The 382-nt window shown below is 44.8% G+C and carries 1 protein-coding gene; it reads right to left on the bottom strand.

What is annotated here, in order from left to right; genetic code table 11:
• Positions 1-382 (bottom strand): S1 RNA-binding domain-containing protein (locus KH400_RS22145; protein WP_217228316.1); only part of this gene is annotated, 382 nt, incomplete at both ends.

Raw genomic sequence — 382 nt, 5'->3', positions numbered from 1 at the left:
CTCACCACTTTGACAGTGATTTCGTCACCGATACGGTAGACATTCCCTGTACGTTCACCGATCATGGCAAAGTGCTGTTCATCAAAACGATAGTAATCGTCTGTCATGTAGCTCACATGGACAAGACCTTCTATCGTATTCGGCAGTTCAACGAATAGTCCAAAATTCGTGACGGAACTAATCATACCATCAAACTCTTCACCGATTTTATCAAGCATAAACTCTGCCTTTTTCAGGTCATCTGTTTCGCGCTCAGCATCAACAGAGCGGCGCTCCATTGTAGATGCATGATCTGCGATTTCTGGCAGCAGTTGGCCCCACTTTTCAAGGGTCGCTTCGTCTGTCTTTTTCTCTATTAAATAGGTTCTGATCAGCCTATGCA

The sequence above is a fragment of the Desertibacillus haloalkaliphilus genome (assembly GCF_019039105.1).
Classification (GTDB): Bacteria; Bacillota; Bacilli; order Bacillales; family KJ1-10-99; genus Desertibacillus; species Desertibacillus haloalkaliphilus.
This window is presented reverse-complemented; position numbering and strand designations above follow the sequence as displayed.